The sequence below is a fragment of the Pseudoalteromonas aliena SW19 genome (assembly GCF_014905615.1).
Classification (GTDB): Bacteria; Pseudomonadota; Gammaproteobacteria; order Enterobacterales; family Alteromonadaceae; genus Pseudoalteromonas; species Pseudoalteromonas aliena.
This window is the reverse complement of the sequence record NZ_AQGU01000017.1, coordinates 28,362-45,782: the sequence shown is the minus strand read 5'-3', so window position 1 is coordinate 45,782 and position 17,421 is coordinate 28,362. Positions and strand designations below refer to the sequence as shown.

At 36.7% G+C, this 17,421-nt stretch carries 17 protein-coding genes; 9 read left to right on the top strand and 8 right to left on the bottom strand.

From position 1 onward, the window contains the following. Nucleotides 1–49 precede the first annotated feature (49 nt). The 5 genes from PALI_RS00315 to cmoA form a co-directional block, all read right to left on the bottom strand. Nucleotides 50–838, bottom strand: coding sequence for a DUF3108 domain-containing protein (locus tag PALI_RS00315; RefSeq protein WP_404935926.1), 789 nt, complete (start codon nucleotides 836–838; stop codon nucleotides 50–52). Next, nucleotides 792–1,439, bottom strand: coding sequence for a phosphoribosylglycinamide formyltransferase (purN, locus tag PALI_RS00310; protein ID WP_193154401.1), 648 nt, complete (start codon nucleotides 1,437–1,439; stop codon nucleotides 792–794). Before purN ends, PALI_RS00315 begins: the two co-directional genes overlap by 47 nt. After that, nucleotides 1,439–2,491, bottom strand: coding sequence for a phosphoribosylformylglycinamidine cyclo-ligase (purM, locus tag PALI_RS00305; RefSeq protein WP_193154400.1), 1,053 nt, complete (start codon nucleotides 2,489–2,491; stop codon nucleotides 1,439–1,441). Before purM ends, purN begins: the two co-directional genes overlap by 1 nt. A 169-nt stretch (nucleotides 2,492–2,660) precedes the next feature. Next, complete coding sequence (cmoB, locus tag PALI_RS00300) at nucleotides 2,661–3,629, bottom strand: tRNA 5-methoxyuridine(34)/uridine 5-oxyacetic acid(34) synthase CmoB (protein WP_193154399.1); 969 nt, start codon at nucleotides 3,627–3,629, stop codon at nucleotides 2,661–2,663. Nucleotides 3,630–3,641: 12 nt separating this feature from the next. Then, nucleotides 3,642–4,367: a carboxy-S-adenosyl-L-methionine synthase CmoA gene (cmoA, locus tag PALI_RS00295; protein WP_138584608.1), complete on the bottom strand. Its 726-nt coding sequence runs from the start codon at nucleotides 4,365–4,367 to the stop codon at nucleotides 3,642–3,644. Between the two features lie 117 nt (nucleotides 4,368–4,484). On the opposite strand from cmoA, the gene PALI_RS00290 reads away from it, so the two are divergent. Further along, nucleotides 4,485–5,171: a DUF3334 family protein gene (locus PALI_RS00290; protein ID WP_077537546.1), complete on the top strand. Its 687-nt coding sequence runs from the start codon at nucleotides 4,485–4,487 to the stop codon at nucleotides 5,169–5,171. A 142-nt stretch (nucleotides 5,172–5,313) separates the two neighbouring features. Here PALI_RS00290 and PALI_RS00285 read toward each other — a convergent pair whose 3' ends face one another. Both PALI_RS00285 and PALI_RS00280 read right to left on the bottom strand, forming a co-directional pair. Next, nucleotides 5,314–5,811, bottom strand: coding sequence for a M48 metallopeptidase family protein (locus PALI_RS00285; RefSeq protein WP_193154398.1), 498 nt, complete (start codon nucleotides 5,809–5,811; stop codon nucleotides 5,314–5,316). Between the two features lie 24 nt (nucleotides 5,812–5,835). After that, nucleotides 5,836–6,684 (bottom strand): DUF72 domain-containing protein, encoded by an 849-nt coding sequence (locus tag PALI_RS00280; RefSeq protein WP_193154396.1) that lies wholly within the window; start codon nucleotides 6,682–6,684, stop codon nucleotides 5,836–5,838. A gap of 247 nt (nucleotides 6,685–6,931) precedes the next feature. Between PALI_RS00280 and aspS the strand changes: the two genes are divergently transcribed. From aspS to PALI_RS00265, 3 genes are all read left to right on the top strand, one after another. Continuing rightward, complete coding sequence (gene aspS, locus PALI_RS00275; RefSeq protein ID WP_138584611.1) at nucleotides 6,932–8,710, top strand: aspartate--tRNA ligase; 1,779 nt, start codon at nucleotides 6,932–6,934, stop codon at nucleotides 8,708–8,710. 277 nt (nucleotides 8,711–8,987) lie between these two features. After that, nucleotides 8,988–9,218, top strand: a complete 231-nt coding sequence (locus tag PALI_RS00270; protein WP_138585234.1) for a hypothetical protein — start codon at nucleotides 8,988–8,990, stop codon at nucleotides 9,216–9,218. A 14-nt stretch (nucleotides 9,219–9,232) separates the two neighbouring features. Further along, nucleotides 9,233–9,829 (top strand): pentapeptide repeat-containing protein, encoded by a 597-nt coding sequence (locus PALI_RS00265; RefSeq protein ID WP_193154394.1) that lies wholly within the window; start codon nucleotides 9,233–9,235, stop codon nucleotides 9,827–9,829. A 72-nt stretch (nucleotides 9,830–9,901) separates the two neighbouring features. On the opposite strand, the gene PALI_RS00260 is transcribed toward PALI_RS00265, so the two are convergent. Then, a complete protein-coding gene (locus tag PALI_RS00260) occupies nucleotides 9,902–10,225 on the bottom strand; it encodes a hypothetical protein (protein WP_010555318.1) in 324 nt (107 codons plus the stop codon). Between the two features lie 129 nt (nucleotides 10,226–10,354). Here PALI_RS00260 and PALI_RS00255 point away from each other — a divergent pair, with 129 nt between their 5' ends. From PALI_RS00255 to PALI_RS00235, 5 genes are all read left to right on the top strand, one after another. After that, complete coding sequence (locus tag PALI_RS00255) at nucleotides 10,355–11,137, top strand: alpha/beta hydrolase (RefSeq protein WP_193154392.1); 783 nt, start codon at nucleotides 10,355–10,357, stop codon at nucleotides 11,135–11,137. Nucleotides 11,138–11,255: 118 nt separating this feature from the next. Continuing rightward, the gene (locus tag PALI_RS00250; RefSeq protein WP_193154391.1) at nucleotides 11,256–12,317 is read left to right on the top strand and encodes a ComEC/Rec2 family competence protein; all 1,062 of its coding nucleotides are present in this window, start codon (nucleotides 11,256–11,258) and stop codon (nucleotides 12,315–12,317) included. Next, on the top strand, nucleotides 12,314–13,684 hold the full coding sequence (locus tag PALI_RS00245; RefSeq protein WP_193154389.1) for an ABC-three component system protein: 1,371 nt from the start codon (nucleotides 12,314–12,316) through the stop codon (nucleotides 13,682–13,684). Before PALI_RS00250 ends, PALI_RS00245 begins: the two co-directional genes overlap by 4 nt. Next, nucleotides 13,674–14,231: an ABC-three component system middle component 1 gene (locus PALI_RS00240; RefSeq protein WP_193154387.1), complete on the top strand. Its 558-nt coding sequence runs from the start codon at nucleotides 13,674–13,676 to the stop codon at nucleotides 14,229–14,231. Before PALI_RS00245 ends, PALI_RS00240 begins: the two co-directional genes overlap by 11 nt. Continuing rightward, nucleotides 14,221–17,415 carry an AAA family ATPase gene (locus tag PALI_RS00235; protein ID WP_193154385.1) on the top strand — a complete coding sequence of 1,065 codons (3,195 nt, stop codon included), beginning with the start codon at nucleotides 14,221–14,223 and terminating at the stop codon, nucleotides 17,413–17,415. Before PALI_RS00240 ends, PALI_RS00235 begins: the two co-directional genes overlap by 11 nt. The last annotated feature ends 6 nt before the right edge of the window (nucleotides 17,416–17,421 follow it).

Sequence of the window (17,421 nt, the reverse complement as noted above, 5' to 3'; positions counted from 1 at the left end):
AAAATAGCTGCTCGAGATAGGTTGATTATCCAGAGTTCAGGCTAAATAGCTATTGTTGGACAGGTGTCGGCGCTGCTGTAACAGCCGTTGGCTGGGTAACTGTAAAGGAATTCATTTGTACTTCAAATTGCTCTGTACCTTTTTCACCTTTCCACATACGCACTAACATGTAATCCATCTCTGGTGCAAACCATGCAATAGCTTGGCGTTTATCGTTATCGTATAAACGCTTCACTTTAATTGTATCTACGTTTCCGATTGGTAACGGAATCATCTCTTTTCCTACAACTTCAAAGTTATAGTCGCGACGATTACCTTTTTTATCAATCAGTGGGAATGAAAAACTTGTTTCACCTTTTTTTAAGCCTTCGCGTACTTGCACTTGATATGAAATAGCGTCCTGAAAATCATCTGTCCATTCGCATTCAAGTGGGTATTCACTACTGCTGCTAGTGACTACTTTATTTTGCGTATCAAAGTCTATTTTGTAGTCTTTATCTGGGCCTGTACCGGTGCGGATCATCGAGTAATGATGCGGAGTAACCTTGCCATTTTGAAAAGTAAATTTTGATGTTTCTTCACGAGAGTCAGAGAAAATCATCCACTCAATATTACTGTGGTATGTTAACTGGTAAGTATTGTCGGCTATTTTTTTGAGCTCACGCACAGCTTCACCATGATTTTTACCTTTACGCAAAATATCATAGTTAGCTTGATACTGGGTCAATTCGCCTGCAATCAGGCTAGTTGGAAGTAAAGCGCCCGCACATAATAGCAAGGCACTTATTTTTTTATTGTGGGTAGTGCGCGCCGTGTGCAGGAAGTTGTTTTTTGTCAAGAACTGCATAATCTGCTTCCATAGTAAGTCTGTGTTCACTGAACCATTTGACCACCAAAGGATAAATTATATGCTCTTGCTCATGCACGCGTTTTGCTAATGTGTCTGCTGTATCGTCCTTGAGTACAGGTATTTGCGCCTGAAGTATAACGGGACCGCCGTCTAATTCTTCAGTAACAAAATGAACACTTACGCCATGAACATCGTCTTTTGCATCAATTGCTCTTTGGTGGGTATTCAGCCCCTGATACTTAGGCAACAAAGATGGATGAATGTTCAACATTTTTCCAACATATTTTTGCACTAAGCTAGGAGTAAGAATACGCATAAACCCAGCTAATACAACTAGATTCGGCATAAAAGAATCGATAATGTTCATTAATTGCGCGTCGTACGCTTCGCGCGAGTCAAAATCTTTATGACTGAGCACCTTTGTGGCAATACCTGCTTGTTTAGCGCGTTCTAGGCCATAAGCGTCTGTCTTGTTACTAATGACAGCCGCTATATGCCCGTTTATCTCGCCACGTTCGCAGGCATCTATGATGGCTTGCAAATTAGAGCCACTGCCTGAGATCAAAACTACCAGACGAGTGGGTGCCATTACTTAGCACCACCTACAATTTCAACTTGTTCTTCGTCAGCGGCTGCGTCTTGAATTTCACCAAGATGCCAAGCGTTTTCGCCCAAGTCTTCTAACATTGTTAAGCTTTGTTCAAGTTTATCTGCAGGGACCACTAAAACCATGCCTACACCACAGTTAAATGTACGGTACATTTCATGTGTAGTAATGTTGCCGTTTTCTTGTAACCAGTTAAAAATAGGTGGCCACTGCCAGCTATCACCTTTAACAACAGCTTTTGCCGACGCAGGCAATACGCGTGGAATGTTTTCCCAAAAACCGCCGCCAGTAATGTGCGAAAGAGCATGTACGTCAACGCTTTTAAATAACTCAAGTAAAGGTTTAACGTAAATACGCGTAGGCTCAAGTAAGGTTTCGCCTAATGTTTTACCTTCAAAGTCAGCGCTGGTATCTGCGTTTGACACTTCAAGGACTTTACGAATTAAAGAAAAACCATTTGAATGAGGGCCGCTTGACGCAAGGGCAATAAGCTGATCGCCTGCGGCTACTTTTGTGCCATCAATAATTTTTGATTTTTCTACAACGCCTGTACAAAAACCTGCCATGTCGTAGTCTTCACCATCATACATACCTGGCATTTCAGCTGTTTCGCCACCAATTAGGGCGCAACCTGAAATTTCACACCCTTTACCAATACCTGTCACTACGTCGGCTGCTGTGTCTACATCTAGCTTACCTGTTGCATAGTAATCTAGGAAAAACAGGGGTTCAGCACCTTGAACTATTAAATCGTTTACACACATCGCAACTAAATCAATACCAACAGTATCGTGCTTTTTTAAATCGATTGCTAAACGTAGTTTAGTACCTACGCCATCTGTGCCTGCAACGAGTACTGGTTGCTTATAACCTTCAGGAATTTCGCAAAGTGCGCCAAAACCACCAATTCCGCCCATCACTTCAGGACGACGCGTTTTTTTAACTACGCCTTTAATACGCTCAACAAGTGCATTACCAGCGTCGATATCTACGCCCGCGTCTTTATAGCTAAGAGACTGTTTTTGTTCGCTCACAGGTTTTCCTCAAAATAGTTGTTTTGGGTTGCTTAGAAACGCGCGTATTTTACAACAATTGCAACAGCGCGGCTAGCGCAAATATACCTTTGAAATAATTAACAAGGACACTTGTCCGCTGTTAGGTTGTTAATTACACAAAAAAGCACCCGTAGGTGCTCTTAACGTTTTACGCTTTGGCCGTTAATATGGCTCTAAGCGGAGCAGGGTAACCCTCAATGGTTTTGCTGGTATCGTTTGGATCTAAAAAATCAATTAATGACTCGTTTTCCATCCAATCGGTTTTACGTTGTTCATCTAAAGTAGTAATAGCGCAATCTTTTATTTGCACATCTTTAAAGCCAACACGTTCCATCCATAGCTTTAGTGCTGCAGTACTTGGAATAAACCACACATTGCGCATTTTAGCGTAACGATCGGTAGGGACTAATACTGTGTTTTCGTCGCCTTCAATTACCAACGTTTCAAGTACAAGTTCACCGCCTGGGCGAAGCTGCGCTTTTAGCTGCGCCAAAAAGTCGATAGGTGAGCGACGATGATAAAGTACGCCCATCGAAAAAACCGTATCAAACGCTTTAAGCTCGGGTAATGCTTCAACGCCTAGTGGCAATAAATGCACATTTTCGTCTGGGTTGTAGTGTTTAATAGCCTGAAACTGACATAAAAATAAATCAGATGGATCAATACCCACCACAAATTCTGCACCTTCACCGCGCATACGCCATAAATGATAACCAGAGCCGCAACCAATATCTAAAACAGTGCGGCCTTTTAGTGGCTCAATATGCGGTAGGAGTCTGTCCCACTTCCAATCACTGCGCCACTCTGTATTTATTTCAATACCGTGCACAGTGAATGGGCCTTTACGCCATGGCATCATACGTTTTAATAAATGCAGTGCTTGTTTTTGTTCACCTTCACTTATTTCGCCAGCAGCGCCAATTTCTACCTTAGTAGAAATATCAACATGGCGTGTTGAAACCTCAGGCAAGTTTTTAAGCACTTTTTGCCATTTGGGTAAATCGCCGTGGCTTGCCTCTAACTGCCAATGCTTTAATTGCGCAGGTAAGGTTTCTAACCAGTGGCTAAGTGGGCTTTGTGCAATAGATGCGTAAAATTGATTAAACCATTGAGACATTAATAACTCTCTTTATTTAATTGCTACCATTGAGCAAAAATTAAAACATTGATACCACACTTGCGTTTGGCTAAAGCCAATGTCACTTAAACGATTAACGTGAGTACTGAGTGTGTCGGGACGCATTACGTTTTCAATAGCGGTACGCTTTTGGCTTATTTCAAGCTCAGAGTAACCATTGTGACGTTTAAAGTCGTGGTGCAAATCTATTAATAAATTATCGCATTGCTCATTTTCAGCTTTAATTTTTTCGCTTAGCAGCAATACACCGCCAGGTTTTAAATTCGCGTATATTTTTTCAAGCACCGCTTGGCGCTGAGCATGTGGAATAAACTGTAATGTAAAGTTCATTGCAACAACCGATGCATTTTGAATCTCAAGCTCATTAATATCGCCTAAAGTGACAGTAACTGGCACATCAGACTTAAAACCTTGTAAATGTACTTTACAGCGTTCAACCATAGCTTGAGAGTTATCTACGGCTATTATATGGCAGTTATCGGTACGAATGTTACGGCGCATGCTAAGCGTGACGGCACCCAGTGAGCAGCCTAAATCATATAAATTAGAATTACTTTGTGCATATTGCCCAGCAAGTTTGCCCATCGTACTTACAATAGTGGCATAGCCAGGCACAGAGCGCTGGATCATATCGGGGAATACTTCGACTACATTTTGATCAAAACTAAAGTCTTTAACTTGTTGCTCAGAGGCATAAATACTGTCTTTTATGGTCACGAAAGCAGTCTCTTTAAAAATAATAGTGCTATTTTAACATTTTATACTGGATAGTCAGTGATAAATTCAGTAGCTTGACTAGAATTATGAATAATAAGTACAAAAAGAGATTATTAAATGAGTAAAAGTAAGGTTATTAGTACAGACGATATCTTAGCAACCCTGTGTCACTCGGTAACAGGTGTGCTTACATCAGCCAGCGGTAATGGCATTAGTTATTCTGCTATGGTTCAAAAAATAACACGTACTTGTATGCGACCAGACATTGGTTGTTTTGTATTGTTTGATGGTGGTTTTACCGGTCTTGTAATTACAAACTTTACCTCGCAAGCTGCGATGGAAATTTATGGCGATTACATGCGCAATATGGGTATGCCTGAAGAAGAAATAGCGCACAGCCATTTATCTGATGATGTGTCTAACGTGTTAGGTGAGTTAATGAACCAAATTGTTGGCGACTTTACTTCAAAAGTGCGCGAGCAATTACACACCTCTATCACGCAAAATCAGCCAAAAATGATGGCAATTAACAAACAAGTTCAGATCTCGGTAGATACTACGATGGATCGCCCACAAGCCCGCCGCGTAACGTTTACCACCAGTAAGCAAAATATCTTTTATCTAGAGCTTGCTATGGATAAAACTGAGTTTATTAAACTGCATGATTTTGACATTGTAGAAGCTATAGACCCTGATGACATCATTGAGAATGAAGCAAAGCAACAAGCTGAAAAATCTAAAGCGGCTGCGTCTTCTGGACAAGATGATGACGATGACGACTTCATGGCAGGCTTAGGGCTTTAAAGCGAAACGTTTAAGCTGGTAGCTTGTAATAAATGATAAAACAAAAAGCGCGATTTTATATTGCGCTTTTCTGTTTTTGCTAGGCATCTTAGTTTCGCAATTAACTTTTTATCGCAAATTATGTAGGCTCAGTGTAAAGCATCTAGTTATAAGGATTTGCCCCCATCGCCACTACCACACAAAAAATTCGTAAATCTAATTCTAACTGATGATAACTCGGCTCCATATGGCAGCACAGTTGGTAAAAGCTTTTGTTGTGATCTTTTTCTTTAAAGTGGGCAAGCTCATGTACCACTAACGCTTTTAGTAATGGCTCTGGGGCACGCAGCAAGTCGCTGTTTATTGCTAAATCGTGTTTGCGGGTTTTACCTTGCATACGATACGTATGTGTACCAAGTGCATTAGTGATCATGTCGCCTTGCTTTTTAAATGCCGCACGACCAAACGGTGGGGCGTTTTTTAAATACTGTTTTTTAAGCTCTGTGGCGTAGCTATAAAGTAGTTTATCGCTGGTAATAGTGTGTGCTTGCGGATACTTTTTAAGTAAGTAGTCACATACCTTGTTGTTACTTATAAGGCTTAATACTTGCTCAACAATGTTAGCTGGGTAGCCGGTAAAGTAACGTGCGTATTCACTCATTATTATTTCTCTGTCGTTTTACTTTTAAAAAAGTGCTTGCTGGTGGGCTTCTTTTTCGCCAGTAAATGGGTTTAATGCTTTGTGATTATAACCAAGGTCCTTACAAAACTGCCTTGCTAATAATGGCGCTTCTCGGTTATCTGCCGTATGAAAAAACACATAAGGTGTTTTTCCTTCATCAAGCCATTGTTTTACTTTACTTAGCCACGGTTTATAAAAGGGTTTATAGTCGTTTTGTAAATCGGCTATAACAAAGCGCGTCATGGGTTGCGTGCTTGTAGCAATGGCATGCACGGGTAAATGCGGCTTTTTTTGTTGTGCATCTATTAGCGCTTCGGTTGTTGGTTTTACGGCAAAGAGGGCGCGAGTATCCATTGATATGCGATTTATGTTGTTTGCCATTAATAACTGATTAAGCGCTATTTCGGCTTCACCTTTTTGAAAAAACGCAGTATGACGTACCTCTACACCGTAATTAACCTCTTTTGGTAATAGGCTAATAAATTGGGCGAGTTTGGGTAAGTCGTCAGGGCCAAATGCTTTAGGTAATTGCAGCATGATTTGCCCAGTTTTTTCTAAAATAGGAGTAAACAAGTTTAGCCAATCAGTAAGCTCGGTTTGCACATTAGTAAGGTGCAATTCGTGGCTAAAGCGACGATTAAACTTAAACGTAAATTTAAAATCGTCGGGAACGCTGTTTGCCCAGCGCAACACGGTGCTTGGCGATGGGTCGGCGTAAAAACTGGTATTGCCTTCCACAGAATTAAAGTGTTGTGCGTATTGGCTAAGCATATCGGCGTTTTTACATTGGCTTGAAAATAAATTGCCTTTCCATGCGTTGCTCGACCACTGTGGGCATCCAATATATAACATACAAACTAGCGCCTTATTATAAAGTGGCGATAGTGTAGCAAATAACAAAACGAGCTGCTGTAAATTCAAGGGTAAAAGCCGTACACGCCCTAGCATCTTAATGTTAGTTGAGTATAATGCAGAGCTTAATTTGATTATTTTTAGATTGCTAGCGGCTTTATTTGTATTGTGGTGACCTGTTTTTTAAATCACACGCCTTAAAACAAATAACTTTAACCGTTTAAGCCTTTTATCTGACAGGAAAACTATGCGCTCTATATATTGCGGACAGCTAAATAAAACTCACGTAGATCAAGAAGTAGAACTATGTGGCTGGATCAACAAACGACGTGACCTTGGTGGACTTATCTTTGTCGATTTACGCGATAGAGAAGGTTTAGTGCAAGTTGTATTCGACTCTGACATTGAAGAGCTAATGAGTTCAGCGAACACACTTCGCCAAGAATTTTGTGTTCAGCTAAAAGGCACTGTACGTGCACGCCCAGATAGCCAAGTAAATAAAGACATGGCGACAGGCGAGATTGAAATTTTAGGTACTGAGCTTAATATTATTAACCGCTCAGAGCCATTACCGCTTGATTTTAACCAAGTAAACTCAGAAGAGCGTCGTTTAAAGTACCGTTACCTAGACTTACGTCGCCTAGAAATGAGTGACCGTATTAAATTACGTGCTAAAGCAAGCAGCTTTGTTCGTCGCTTTTTAGATGAAAACGGCTTTTTAGACATCGAAACACCTGTACTTACTAAAGCAACACCTGAAGGCGCGCGCGATTACTTAGTACCGAGCCGTGTTCATAAAGGTAGCTTTTACGCTTTACCACAGTCTCCACAGTTGTTTAAGCAATTGTTGATGATGTCGGGTTTTGACCGTTACTACCAAATTGTTAAATGTTTCCGTGATGAAGATTTACGTGCCGATCGCCAACCAGAATTTACCCAAATAGATATAGAAACCTCGTTCATGAGCTCTGATCAAGTACGTGGTATGACTGAAAAAATGGTCCGCGAAATGTGGCAAACATTGTTAGACGTTGATTTAGGCGATTTCCCAATCATGCCTTACAGCGAGGCAATGAGCCTTTACGGCTCTGATAAGCCAGATTTACGTAATCCAATGAAATTAGTTGATGTTGCAGATTTAGTGAAAGACGTAGAGTTTAATGTTTTCTCAGGTCCGGCTAACGACGAAAAAGGTCGCGTTGCTGTATTAACTGTTCCTGGTGGCGCTAAGCTCTCCCGTAAACAACTTGACGATTACACTAAGTTTATTGGTATTTACGGCGCTAAAGGCATGGCGTGGATGAAAGTAAATGACCACACTGCGGGCGCTGAGGGCGTTCAATCACCAGTGGCTAAGTTTTTAAGCGAAGACGTAATTACTAAATTGCTTGAACGTACTAATGCACAGTCTGGCGATATCATTTTATTTGGTGCTGATAAACGCAACACAGTAAATGAAGCTATGGGCGCACTGCGCGTTAAGATTGGTGTTGATTTAGAAATCACTAACCTTAATAGCTGGGCACCACTTTGGGTTGTAGACTTCCCAATGTTTGAAGAAGATGACGAAGGCACGTTGCATGCTGTGCATCATCCATTCACAGCTCCAAAAGACATTAACGCCAGTGAGCTTGAAGCAAACCCAGCTGCGGCTATTTCAGATGCCTACGATATGGTATTAAATGGCTACGAAGTAGGTGGTGGTTCGGTACGTATTCATAATGCAGATATGCAAGAAACCGCATTTAGAATTTTAGGTATTAACGAGCAAGAGCAACAAGATAAGTTTGGCTTTTTACTTGATGCACTTAAATACGGCACGCCACCACATGCTGGTTTAGCATTTGGTCTTGACCGTTTAGCTATGCTTTTATGTGGTACTGATAACATTCGTGACGTTATTGCTTTCCCTAAAACAACACAAGCGTCGTGTTTATTAACTAACGCGCCAAGTAAGCCTAACCTTGATTCGTTAGCTGAACTTGCAATTAGTGTTGTAGAAAAAGCGCCTTCTAGCGAAGAGTAATTCTGTTTAGCAAATAGCGATTAATATAAAAACCCTTGAGTGGCTTGCTTAAGGGTTTTTTTGTGCTTAAATTTAAGGGTGTTCATAATTTATACCAATCTGCTTATATATAGGGTCTATTTAACGTTAAGAAAATTACGCTAGAACTAGGCAAAAATTTTTGTATCTATTTGTTCTAAATAAAAAATTTTTAACGACGTTATAGTGCAATTTAATTCGTTAAATTGATCAAAGATTTATGCAGTTTGGTATTAACCACGCATGAAAAGGAATTCCTATGTCTGTTAATTTAACTCTATTTGGTGAGTTTTTAGTTTTTTTCATTTTATTTTGCATCCCTATATTTGCCTTTATTAGTTATAAAGTCGGTAAGCGTAAAAGTAACATGCCAAGCATTTTGGCCTTTGTTGGTGGATGCTTAGCATTATTCCCACTATTTGGTTTAATTTTTATTGCTGTGCTTGCGCTAAGAAAAGATTTACCTAAAAATAGCGCCTATGCTCATTAAAAATTAAGTCAACAGTGTCAATTGCCAATCATACTCATTATTTCGAACAACAATTTAGTACTTTGCAACACGCAGAGCAAACAACTGAAAATTCAGAATTTGAACAGTGCACATTTACCGATTGCGACTTTGCAGACGGTCAGTTTAAACATTGCCGATTTATAGAATGCAGTTTTAAAAACTGTAATTTATCGTCACTTAAATGGAACTACAGTTCACTTGAAAATGTAAGTTTTAGCCACTGTAAATTAAATAGTTTGCAATGGACTGACGTAGATTGGCCTGCGCTTAGTATCAATGCACCGGTGAGTTTTAATTATTGCGAGCTCAGTAATAGTTCTTTTTTTGAATTAACCCTTAAAGCCCTCAAACTAACACATTGCTTTGCTAAAAATGTTGATTTTAGACACGCTGATTTAAGCGGTAGTAAGTTTACAGGAACAGATTTTCGCGATAGTGAGTTTTTTCAAACTAACTTAACAAAATGCGATTTTGTAGGTGCTACAGCGTTTAATATTGATTTGAATAATAATATGTTAGCGAATGCTAAGTTTGATCGCTTCGAAGCACTTAATTTGCTTACCAGCCTTAATATAGAACTTTGTGATTAATTTAGTTTAATATGATTACATATCTAGAAGCGACAGCTTGGCTGGGCTTCTAGATACTGCGTGACTGCGTAATTAACGGCTAGGGCCATTTTTATTACGTGCACTGGCAAGCTGTCTTGCGATTTCTAATAACGCTGGTGAAATATCTTCAGCGCCATCTTTAATTAGTTTTGTAACGTCACCTGACGAAAACAAACCGTCACGCGGTGATTTAATACCTAACTCACGAACAAAATCCTTCGTTTTACCTGTGCTGCCTGTTTCAATAAACTTAAAAATAATACGTTCATTGTTGTTTTTAGCAGGTGCTTTTAGTGTTTCGATTTCGTCATGTATTGCAGTTAGTTTGTCTTCTAAAATTTCTATACGTTCTTGAATGCTATTGTATGATTTCATTTATTGGATCTTTTACTAAATATATTAAAACAATGGCGGCTATTATCGCATAGTTTGACAATAGAGAATGCAAACCTATAAAGTAAAAGTTATTTTTAATTAAAAACAATAATTTATATAAGTTTAAACATGCAAAAAACACCCAAAAAGCTTTTTATATTATGCGCACTAGCTCTAAGTACACCAGTAATAAGTACATCAGTTATAAGCACACCAGTAATAGGCGCAACAAGCTTTGCAAATGACGACGTTATAACCGATGAAAGCCGCAATCGCACTATTCCTATCAATATTACACTACCAAGTAACAGTGCGAAGTGCACTGAACAAGTAAAATGCGCTGTGGCGTTTATTAATGCGGGCTACGATATTAGCCATAATGAATATACGTTTGTTAGTAATGTGTTTAATCAGCGCGGATACTTAACAGTAGCTATAGCACATGAACTAAAAACCGACCCTTACCTTAATCGTGAGCAACCTTACTTAACCACTCGCATGGAAAACTGGCATCGTGGTGTAGTAACGCTTAAGTTTTTAGTTAATGAGCTCGCGAGTAAATATCCAACGTATGATTTTACAAATCTCGCCTTATTTGGGCACTCAAACGGCGGGGATATTTCGTCATTATACGGCTCTATTTATCCAAACGAGGTTAGTACTATTATTACGCTCGATCATCGCCGCATGTTGATCCCACGCAATAAAAACATTCGCGTAGTTACACTTCGCGGTAGTGATTACCCAGCTGATGCAAATGTGCTGTTAAACGATTCAGAGCTGGATAAGTTTCCTGTTACGCAAATAATGATAGAAAAATCGCGCCATAACGACATGTACGATGGTGGACCAAAATGGCTGGTCAATAGAATGAGTAAAGAAGTAGAGGGGTTTTTAGATAGCGGGACTTAATTAAAACCCTTTAAATAATTATTTATGAAAATAGTATTAGTAGATGTCACAAGTATAAAAAGTTAAACTTTACTCTTATTAAGCAGTTGAGAATATAACTAAAGTATAGGATTTAAGGATGGATCTAGAATTTAGAGTGTTACAGGCAGAACATGGTGATGCAATAGTTATTAGTGTTGATTTTGAGGGCGCTCGTAAAAATATTTTAATTGACGGTGGACCAGCTAAAACGTTTGAGTTCAGAAACATTCCTCGCCCTTTAAAATTATGCTTGAACGAGATCAAGTCGAAGTCAGAATTTGTTGATTTATTAATATTGACTCATGTTGATGATGATCATATTGGTGGGCTTCTTGTTGGCTTTAATAAGCCTGGATATTTATCGGATTTGACAAAAGAAGTTTGGTTTAACTCAGGTAAATTAGTTTTTAATCATTTTAATCAGCCACTTGATGACTCTAATTACGTAATTTTAAGAAATAATACTGGTGGTAATACTAGTATTGCTCAAGGTATTAAGTTAGAAGATTATCTTGAGGAAAAAAATAAGAACAGTCCTTTATGGACTCATCCACTAATTAAAGCTGGAGATGAATTTGAGCGATTTGGTTGTAAATTCAAATTTCTATCTCCATCACTAGAAAAGCTAGAAAAACTACTTGTAGTCTGGGAAAAGAAAAAAGCAGTATCAAATACCTCTGGTGCTAATAAGGATTACTCTAATTCATTAGAAGAGCTTTTATTGATGGATGAATTTAAAGAAGATAATTCCATCCATAATGGGAGTTCTCTTGCTTTCATTTTTGAATATTTAGATAAATCGTTATTGCTTTTGGGGGATGCCCATCCATCTGTAATTGCAGCTAATTTAAAATTACTTGGCTATTCTGCTAATAAACCATTAAAAGTTAATTATGTTAAAGTTTCACACCACGGAAGCAAAGCAAACACAAATGATGAACTACTATCTTTGCTGGATTGTAATAATTTTATAATATCAGCCAACGGACGACATCACGGCTTACCTAATAAAAAAACTCTTGCCCGTATTCTAAATCGCTTCCCGACCGGCAATTTATATTTTAATTACCCTGATTTAATTGGCGAAATTTTTAGTTCAGAAGAATTAGAAAGGGCTAACTTTAAAGCCCTCCATTGTAAGGATGTTATTTTAGTATGAATCAGATAGCTGCATCGATAGGGCAAGAGCACTCAGTAGTTGTTAATGGTGGAAGCGGTGTTTTAATACAATCAATGTCTAAAGATTATGCATATATTTTAACTGCTAAGCATTGTCTGCAAACAGAAAAAGATGATCCAAGTAGTCCATTGTTTAATGAACACAAAGTAGTTTCTAGTGATAGCGAAACGATTGAAGTTTTAGATATTATTCTTCATGAAACGAAAGATATCGCTATTTTAATAGTACCCCCAAGAGATAATATTGAGTTGATGCTTAGCGATGTGGTTTTGACTAATAATGACAAAGTTAGACTATGCGGATACCCAGATGACAGGAGGCAAGAGCCATTTGGTTATGCTTCATACATTTTTAACTATTCTGATACTGTGAACGGCGAAATTATTTTATCTCCAGAAGGAGCTTTATCTGAAGATAATATAGTAGGGTTTTCTGGAGGCGGGCTATTTAGTTCAAATCAACCAAGTTTACTTTATGCAATTGAAACAAAAATGAGCGGAAATACTGATAGAGAGTTTCATGGCAATATTTCTGCAATTTCTGTTAAGGAATTTATTAACTTAATTAATGAATCTAATAAAAAATATGAAAACCTACCTTTAGCACAAATTTTACCGTTACATCTTTCGAGTTTTGAGCATTTAATCGATTTTAGCTTTAATGTTAGTAAAAGTTGGAGTGACGATAATAAATTAACTTTTCTTATTCAAATTTTAAAAGATATTGCTAAAAATGAAATTCAAGTTAGTTTAAGCCCTAATGAAATATTAGATGATTTTAGACACTATATTCAAGTCCACAGCAGACCTAATCACGAAATACATTGTAAAGATCTTTGGATCTCGCTTTTAGAAGTAATAACAATATCTTTATTAATAGACCAACCAGCTATTATCGATAAAAATTATCTAGAGACAGTTTTTAAGTCTAGACGACTTGTATTTATAGGTGTTAATGGGACTTGGCAACAACATATTAGTGATATATTTGAGGCAGAACTGAAGGACTTTAATTCTGGCGGTATTGTCATAGCTAAAACCCTTTCTCCACAAAACTTAGTTCAGTTTTCTAGGGACAAGCTAAATAAACTTATTGAACTCAAAAATATTAGCCGACCTAAACCGAACCTTAACCACATAACAAATGTTAGATCAAATATTACAAAAATTAGCAGTATTGTTGATTTAAGCGCCTTGCATGGTGAATGCATAGAGCGTAAAGAAGATATCTTCGAAACACTAACAAATATAAATGATTATCCCAACAAATTAGTCGAGTTAAGGCTTGCGTTAGCAAATGAGTATGGAACTTACTTAATGGTCGAGGAGGCTGAAGATGATAAATAACTTTATTGAAGTTAGTGAAGGGAAAGTTGAATTATTGAACACAGTATTTCCTGATGTTAATTTTAAATTATTTCAAGCATATATTGATGGTAGTGCTTATTTTTCTGTTTTTTATTGTACTTTAGCTGATGAGAGTTTACTTCAGCAGCTTTGGAAGCGTATAAATAGCCTCATAAGTGTTGAGTATCAAACTCAAATTGAAAATGATTTTACGCGTTGGAACATATATCTGGTTTTTTCGATACCAATGAAGATCAGTAATTCTCTAAAATACTTGATTGAGAATGACACTTATTTTATGCGAAAAATTGTTGATGATTGTAATAATGGAAAAGAAATAGCGAGTTATCTTGATAATTATATTCTAGGTAAAGATATATCTTTTGGGCCCTCGGTCATTCCGAAAGAAGTAGAAATTCAGTACTCACAAATTACACTAGATTTATTGTCTGCAGACTTGCCATTGAATCGTTCACAAGAAAGCCAGAGAGCAAGAGGTGAATGGCTTGATAGTTTACTTCAAGGAACTGATAGTAATGAAATTTAAACGTGTAGAAATACAAGGTTTTAAAAGTTATTTAGATAAGATAGACGGTACTTTTGATTTTACCGTTAAAGAAGGAATCCCCGCAGATATCGTATCTATTTATGCACCGAATGGATTTGGAAAAACATCTTTCTACGATGCCATAGACTTTTGCATGACTAACAATATAACTCGATATATTAGGGATTCGGGTTTAGCAAATATACATAACACTGATGCAAAAGAGTTGAACCAAAAGGGGCAAAAACAGTACATTTTAAGATCGAAGAACGCTCCTCATGACCTTGAAACTATAGTGAAAGTTTTTACCGACGGTGATGAGTATCAAAGGGAAGTAAGTTTACCTCGTTCAGGAAGTAAAGATTATTCTTTTGAAAATAAAAAGACAGAACCCGAGGAGCGCTATTTTCGTTCAGTTATGCTCACTCAAGAAGCAGTTGATGGTTTTTTAAGAGAGCTTAAGCCTGAATCTCGATACGAAAGATTCATGGAAGAACAACTTGGTGGGGATAACTCACTTGAGGTGACCCGTCAACAAATTCAATTAATGCTGAGCACTCTAAAAAGTAAATTAGTTAAGTTTGAGGATGAAGCTAAAGATATTAACGATAAAAACTTAATGAAAGAGCAAAATAGTGAAACTAATTTTGACTCAAATTGTTTACTAACAACAAACAATTTTATTGTTAAGCTAAATAAACAAGGTTGTAATTTAAATCTATTAGATGATGGCTTTAATGAAGAGAAACATGCAAATCTAGAGCTGCAAATTAATGTTCATAAAAGTAATATCAATAATGAGGTTACACAGTTTTTTTCACAGAAAGAATATTTAGAATCACACCTGAATTCTTTTACTACTTATGAAAATCATCACAATGAAATAAAAAAGCTAAAAGAAATATTTGCTCAGTTATCTAAGCAAGAAGTTGATATCAAAGCTTATGAAGAGCTAAGCAATGAATTGCAAGTTTTACAAGAAAAGAAAAAGACCGATGAGCTTCATTTCAATAGCTTACTTGCGAAGGAAAAAGAGTTCCCTAGGTTTGTTGAAAAAATAAATTTACAGCCAAATTTATCGAAAAAAACAAAAGAAATAAGTGATAGATTAAGTGAAAACGTCAGGTTTTTTGAGAATAAAACGACTGTTTTAAATGATTTAGAAAAGCAAAGAAATACACTTTTTGTTGCAAGGGAAGAGTTTAATAGTAAGAGAAAAAATGCAACTTACTATTACACCGAAATAGTGCGGTTAGAAGCTATTATCGAACAGTTAAATAGCAGTGCAATTGAAACCGAACAAAGTGAATTAGAAGAGAAGGCCTCCAATTTAAAATCCATAGGTTTGAGACTTAAAAACTTAATGATTGAAAATAGTGATTCTTTTTTAGAGCATGATTTCATAAATGAAAAAATTTCTTTAATAGTTACAGAGTATTTAAATACTAAATCTAAAAACAGTGAATTTTTAAGTAAAAAGAAAGATGTAGAAGCGAAAATAAAGAAAACAAAACTAGAAAATAATTCAATATCTAAACTTATAGAACTTGGTACTGAGTTAATTAGCGAAAACCAAAGTGAGAACTGCCCTTTATGTCAACATAAGCATGATTCCTTTGAAGTGTTGGCTAAGTCTATCAGTACTAATTCCATTTTATCTGAGTATCAGCAACTGCTTTTTAAAGAGCTCGAAGACTGCCAAAAAAGTATAAAGTTAACAGAAGGCACTTTAGAAAAGTTGAGGGTAAACTTTACTACTGAAAAAGAAAATTACTTAATAGTTTTGAGAGAGCAACTTAAGCAGGTTTTTGAGAAAAAGCAATTAGTAAAAGAACAATTTAAAAATTTAAGCTTGTATAGAGTTGAACTTGACAAGTTAAAAATATTAACAGGTTACAAAGAATATAAACCTTTCATGACAGCTATTGAAAGTGGGTTTAGTAAAAATGAAGTTTTAATAACTGAAATTGAAGAAAAGATAACAGGTGTTGAAAATGAACGTAGTGCTTTAACTAAAGAGCATACTTATTTAACTACAGAACTAACTACTGCTAATAATCAAGAGAATGAAGTTGATAATTTTATTACCTATTATTCAGCGTTTTTAACGGATTTAAAAATCGCTAATGACTTATTTAAAGATCACTTTAATGAGCAAGAGTTAAAAAGCTCAATTAGTGAAGCGTTGAAAACGTTAAATCACAAATTCGAATTTCGTAACGAGGAGGTTAAAATTGCTAAAGCGAAAGTTGATACTTTAAAAGAACTTTATCCGCCATCGTTTTTTAATCACTTACCAGAAAATAAAGAGAGCTTAAAAACTCAGAAAGCTAAAAACATATCAAAAATCACAGAATTAAACTCATTATTACGCGAATTTTTCACAACAGTGAACAGGTTTAATCTAGGGCACTTATTAGAGGGTGATGATTGGGTTTCACTTAAGCAACGTTTTGGAGATGAAGTATCAACATTTCATCATAAAGTTGAGCAAGGTAAAGCTCAGGTCAATGGTTTAGGATCTTTAAAAGAGCATTCAGATCAAGTATTAGCTTATGTTGAGTTTACTAAGTCTACTAAAAGAATAAATGAGTTGAAACAGAGAATTGTAAGTTGTGAATCGATAAAACAAACATTGATTGCAGATTTAAGGCTTATTAATGATTCTCTAAAATCGCAGATTGACCAGTACTTTCATGTTGATTTGATTAATACTATTTATAGAAAAATAGATCCACATCCTGACTTTAAGAGAATTACATTTCAATGTTTATTTTCTGACGAAGGGAAACCAAAACTACAAGTGTATGTTGAAAATAATGAAGGTAACGATACAATTTCACCAACTTTGAGCTTTAGTTCTGCGCAAATAAATGTACTCAGTCTGAGTATTTTTTTAGCAAAAGCCCTTAATGTAAAAAATGGTGAAAACGATGTTGATTGTATATTTATTGATGATCCTATTCAGTCAATGGATAGCATCAATGCGCTTGGTGTAATTGATTTATTGAGGAATTTAAGTGTTACTCATGGTAAGCAAATAATAATTTCAACTCATGATGATAATTTCCATGAATTACTGAAGCAGAAGCTACCTCCAAACCTATTTAATTCTAAGTTTTTAGAACTGGAGTCGTTTGGTAAAGTCGCTTTTCACGAAGGGCAACATAACTTGGTGAATTAATTTTAG